This is a genomic window from Bradyrhizobium sp. (assembly GCF_030693485.1).
Taxonomy (GTDB): domain Bacteria; phylum Pseudomonadota; class Alphaproteobacteria; order Rhizobiales; family Xanthobacteraceae; genus Bradyrhizobium.
Window position 1 is genome coordinate 1 of sequence record NZ_JAUYAN010000017.1, and the last position, 4,297, is coordinate 4,297.

The window sequence follows — 4,297 nt, forward strand, 5'->3', positions numbered from 1 at the left end:
AGTTCTGTCCGAACTGCTTCGTCTCGTCGGAGTTGATGCCGTACGCTTCCAGCGTGGCCGGCGACTCCTTTGAGAAGTCCACCAGTTCCGGGCCCGCCGTCTGCATGCGGTAGGCGAGTTCATACGACGCGATGCGCGAGGCGATCCGCGATGCAATGCGCCGGGACGACCGCGTGTTTCTGATGGGAGAGGATGTCGGCCATTATGGCGGGTGCTACGGGGTGAGCAAGGGACTCTTGGCGGAATTCGGCGCGGAACGGATCCGCGATACGCCGCTGTCGGAATCCGGCTTTACCGGCGCCGGCATCGGTGCGGCGATGGCTGGCATGCGCCCGATCGTCGAACTGATGACGGTGAATTTCAGCCTGCTCGCGCTCGATCAGATCCTCAATACGGCGGCCACGCTGCGCCACATGTCAGGAGATCAGTTCGGCGTGCCGCTGGTCATTCGCATGGCGACCGGCGCCGGCCGCCAGCTTGCGGCCCAGCATTCGCACAGTCTCGAAGGCTGGTATGCCCACATTCCGGGTATTAAAGTGCTGACGCCGGCAACCGTGGAGGATGCCCGCGGCATGTTGTGGACAGCATTGCAGGATCCCGATCCGGTGCTGATCTTCGAGAATGTCATGCTCTATAACATGACCGGCATGCTGGCTGCGGACGCCGGTCCGGTTGACATCGCCAGGGCCGCCGTCCGCCGTCCCGGCCGCGATATTTCACTCGTCACCTATGGCGGTTCGCTGTGGAAGACGCTCGAAGCCGCCACGGTCCTCGCCGCCGATAATATCGATGCCGAGGTGGTCGATTTGCGCAGCCTGAGGCCGCTCGACGACGCGACCATCATGGCGTCGGTCGCCAGGACGCGCCGGGCGGTCATCATCGACGAAGGCTGGCGCAGCGGCAGCCTGTCGGCGGAAATCGGCATGCGTATCGTCGAGCAGGCATTCTGGGAACTGGACGCGCCGATCGGCCGCGTATGCAGCGCGGAGGTGCCGATTCCATATCCCCGGCATCTGGAGAGCGCGGCGATTCCGCAGGTCTCCAACATCGTCGCGGCTGCCAAAGCCGTGCTTGGGCGGGCATAGACTGTGACCGAATTCCGCATGCCCTCCCTCGGCGCCGACATGGAAGCGGGCACGCTGGTGGAATGGCTGGTCAAACCCGGCGACCGGGTCAAGCGTGGCGACATCGTTGCAGTGGTGGAGACCCAGAAGGGCGCGATCGAGATCGAAATCTTCGAGGCTGGCAAGATCGAGCGGATTCTCGTCGGGCTCAACACCAAGGTGCCGGTCGGGACGCCGCTTGCACTGATTCAAACCGAAGGCGGGGAAACCGCTGCCCCCCCGGCTCCGCCTTCGATGCCGGCGCCCGTTGCGCCGCCATCGCCGCCATCGCCATCGCCAGCGCCGCCGCCGCCGGTCGCGTCGGCTTGCGTAGCACGCGCACGGGTGTCGCCGGCGGCGCGGCGGTTCGCCGAGACGCACGGCATCGATCTATCAAGGGTGACTGGAAGTGGTCCGGCGGGGGCGATCGTCCTTGCCGACGTCGAGCGCCCTCCCGGCGTGACGGTTGCGCCACCGGACAGGAAGCCCGCGCCCGGGCTCGATCTCGACGCCATGCGAACGGCGATCGCCGCCGCCATGGCGCGATCGAAACGGGAAATTCCCCATTATTATCTCGAGCACCATGTCGACGTCACCGCCAGCGAGCAATGGCTGGTCCGCATCAATGCGGGGCGAGCGCCCGACCACCGTCTGCTGATCGGCGCGCTCATGATCAGATCGGTCGCCCTGGCTGCGCGCCGCTTCCCTGCCTTCAACGGCTTTTATCGTGAGGGCAAATTCGAACCGTCGAGCGCCGTGCATGTCGGCGTCGCGATCGCCATTCGCGGGGGCGGGCTGGCGGCGCCGGCCCTGCATGACGCCGATCGAATCCCGCTCGACGAGCTGATGGCGCGCATGCGTGACCTCGTTCAGCGTACCCGTGCCGGTCGCATTCGCAGTTCGGAGATCTCCGATCCGACGATCACGGTGACGAGTCTGGGGGAACGCGGCGTCGAAACACTGTACGGCATCATTTATCCGCCGCAGGTGGCGATCGCCGGCTTCGGCAGGATCGTGACGCGGCCATGGGTCATCGACGGCGCCATCGGACCGCGTTCGCTCGTCACCATCACGCTGTCCGCCGACCATCGGGTCAGTGACGGACATGCCGGTGCGTTGTTCCTGGCCGAGATCGGCAGGCTGCTGCAGGAGCCCGACAAGCTATGAATGACCTCGACATCCGCAAAGCGGTCAAGGAAGAACTCAACAATATCGCCCCCGAAATCGATCTGGCGGCGATCGATCCTGCCGGGGACTTGCGTGAAGCCCTGGACATCGACTCCATGGATTTCCTGACTTTCATCACCGCCATCCACCATCGCCTCGGCGTCGACATCCCCGAACTCGACTATCCGAAGCTCGTCACACTCGACGGGGCGGTCGCCTACATCGCGGCACGCCTCGGGCCGATCAAGAAGTAAAGGGCCACGGGTGCGCGGGCCCGGAAGAAGCCCCGAATCGGCACACTCAAACGGTCCGATTGTCCCCGGGACAACCCAATGGCGTTCGATCGGTGCGGGCGCGGGTCCGCTTTGGTGCGCAATGGCGCATGGGAGCCCGCCGCCGGAGCGGGTCGCGAAGGCTGTTCCAATTGGTTCTGCCCGTGTAGGCTCTCAGCTCTGCGGGCCTGGGCAAGGTGAGCCAACAATCACCGGCGGCCGGCAGATGAGGGAAACGAATGACCGAACTCCGATATCTGGCGCCTGCCACGCTCGACGAAGCCATCAAGGCCCTTGCGTCAGCCGGGAGCGCCGGGCGCATCCTGGCGGGTGGCACCGATCTGCTGGTGCAAATGCGTTCCGGCGCGGTGAAACCGGGCGTGATCGTCGACATCAAGAAAATCGCCGAAATGACCGCGATCGAGGAGACCGCCGATGGCGGTTTTCGAATCGGCGCCGCCGTTCCGGGTGCGGTGCTGGCAGAGCATCCGCGCTTCGGCAAGGTCTGGCCCGGCCTGCTGGAGGCGATCAACCTGATCGGCTCCATCCAGGTCCAGGGCCGCGCCTCGGCGGGCGGCAATCTCTGCAACGGCTCGCCGGCCGGTGACAGCGTGCCGGCTCTGGTCGCCGCCGGTGCCATTGCCACGCTGCAGGGCCCGGGCGGCCGCCGCGAGATGAAGGTGGAAGACGTGCCGGCCGGTCCGGGCCGCACCAACCTCAAGCCTGGTGAAATCCTGGTCAGCTTCACGCTGCCGCCGCGCCCGAAGGGGTCGAGCGACGCTTACTTGCGCATGATCCCGCGCACCGAAATGGACATCGCCGTGGTTGGCGTCGGCGTCAGCCTCACCATCAAGGACGGCGTCTGCACCGCCGCCCGCGTTGGCCTCGGCGCGGTCGCGCCGACCGTGCTGCTGGTCGAGGCGGCCGCCAGGGCTTTGATTGGAAGCAAGCTCGACGACGCGGCACTGAAGGCCGCGGCCGCCGCCTGTTCCGCCGCCTGCCGTCCGATCGACGACAAGCGCGGCACTATCGTTTACCGCACCAAGGTTGCCGGCGTGTTGTTGAAGCGCACGGTTGCGATCGCCGCCAAGCGCGCCGGAGGGAATTAGGATCATGGCCAAGCTGCACGTATCCACCACCATCAACGGCGAGCCGATGGAGTTTCTCTGCGAGCCGTCCGACACCATGCTCGACGCGCTGCGCGGGCCGCTCGGCCTCACCGGCTCGAAGGAAGGCTGCGCCTCCGGCGATTGCGGCGCCTGCAGCATCACGCTGGACGACCGGCTGGTCTGTTCCTGCCTGATGCTGGCGGTCGAGGCTGAAGGCCACCAGTTGCAGACCATCGAGGGCATGGCCCACGGCGACAAGCTGCATCCGCTCCAGCAGAAATTCCTGGAAATGGCGGCCCTGCAATGCGGCATCTGCACTTCGGGCATGCTGATCGCCTCCGATGCGCTGCTGCGGAAGAATTCGAAGCCGAGCGAGGAAGAGGTCCGGTTCTGGTTGGCCGGCAATCTTTGCCGCTGCACCGGTTACGACAAGATCGTGCGGGCGGTGATGGAAACCGCCGATGAAATGCGGGAGGCAGCGCAATGAACGTCGTTACCAACAACAAGTGGATCGGCCAGAGCACCATCAGGCCCGACGGCGCCGACAAGGTCACCGGCCGCGCGGCCTACGCCGCCGATACCAACATGCCCGGCATGATCTGGGGCAAGGTGCTGCGCAGCCCGCATCCGCACGCCCGCATCAAAT

At 65.8% G+C, this 4,297-nt stretch carries 6 protein-coding genes; 5 read left to right on the top strand and 1 reads right to left on the bottom strand.

Annotated elements, in window-relative coordinates; translation table 11 throughout:
* A partial coding sequence (locus Q8N40_RS26640; RefSeq protein WP_371135589.1) for a DUF1501 domain-containing protein occupies positions 1-184 on the bottom strand: 184 nt, incomplete at its 3' end.
* Here Q8N40_RS26640 and Q8N40_RS01670 point away from each other — a divergent pair.
* The 5 genes from Q8N40_RS01670 to Q8N40_RS01690 all read left to right on the top strand — a co-directional run bounded on the left by Q8N40_RS01670 (position 132) and on the right by Q8N40_RS01690 (position 4,138).
* Positions 132-1,085 (top strand): alpha-ketoacid dehydrogenase subunit beta, encoded by a 954-nt coding sequence (locus tag Q8N40_RS01670; protein ID WP_305710570.1) that lies wholly within the window; start codon positions 132-134, stop codon positions 1,083-1,085. The two genes, Q8N40_RS26640 and Q8N40_RS01670, sit on opposite strands and share 53 nt — an antisense overlap.
* A gap of 3 nt (positions 1,086-1,088) precedes the next feature.
* Positions 1,089-2,270, top strand: a complete 1,182-nt coding sequence (locus Q8N40_RS01675; RefSeq protein WP_305710571.1) for a dihydrolipoamide acetyltransferase family protein — start codon at positions 1,089-1,091, stop codon at positions 2,268-2,270.
* Positions 2,267-2,524 (top strand): acyl carrier protein, encoded by a 258-nt coding sequence (locus Q8N40_RS01680; protein WP_305321308.1) that lies wholly within the window; start codon positions 2,267-2,269, stop codon positions 2,522-2,524. Before Q8N40_RS01675 ends, Q8N40_RS01680 begins: the two co-directional genes overlap by 4 nt.
* A gap of 257 nt (positions 2,525-2,781) precedes the next feature.
* Complete coding sequence (locus Q8N40_RS01685; RefSeq protein WP_305710572.1) at positions 2,782-3,651, top strand: xanthine dehydrogenase family protein subunit M; 870 nt, start codon at positions 2,782-2,784, stop codon at positions 3,649-3,651.
* 4 nt (positions 3,652-3,655) lie between these two features.
* The gene (locus Q8N40_RS01690; protein ID WP_305710573.1) at positions 3,656-4,138 is read left to right on the top strand and encodes a (2Fe-2S)-binding protein; all 483 of its coding nucleotides are present in this window, start codon (positions 3,656-3,658) and stop codon (positions 4,136-4,138) included.
* Positions 4,139-4,297 lie beyond the last annotated feature (159 nt).

Excerpts from the sequence above, each read along its gene's own strand:
- Q8N40_RS01670 (WP_305710570.1), top strand. The coding sequence starts at position 132 with ATGCGCGAGGCGATCCGCGATGCAATGCGCCGGGACGACCGCGTGTTT.
- Q8N40_RS01680 (WP_305321308.1), top strand. The coding sequence starts at position 2,267 with ATGAATGACCTCGACATCCGCAAAGCGGTCAAGGAAGAACTCAACAAT.
- Q8N40_RS01685 (WP_305710572.1), top strand. The coding sequence starts at position 2,782 with ATGACCGAACTCCGATATCTGGCGCCTGCCACGCTCGACGAAGCCATC.
- Q8N40_RS01690 (WP_305710573.1), top strand. The coding sequence starts at position 3,656 with ATGGCCAAGCTGCACGTATCCACCACCATCAACGGCGAGCCGATGGAG.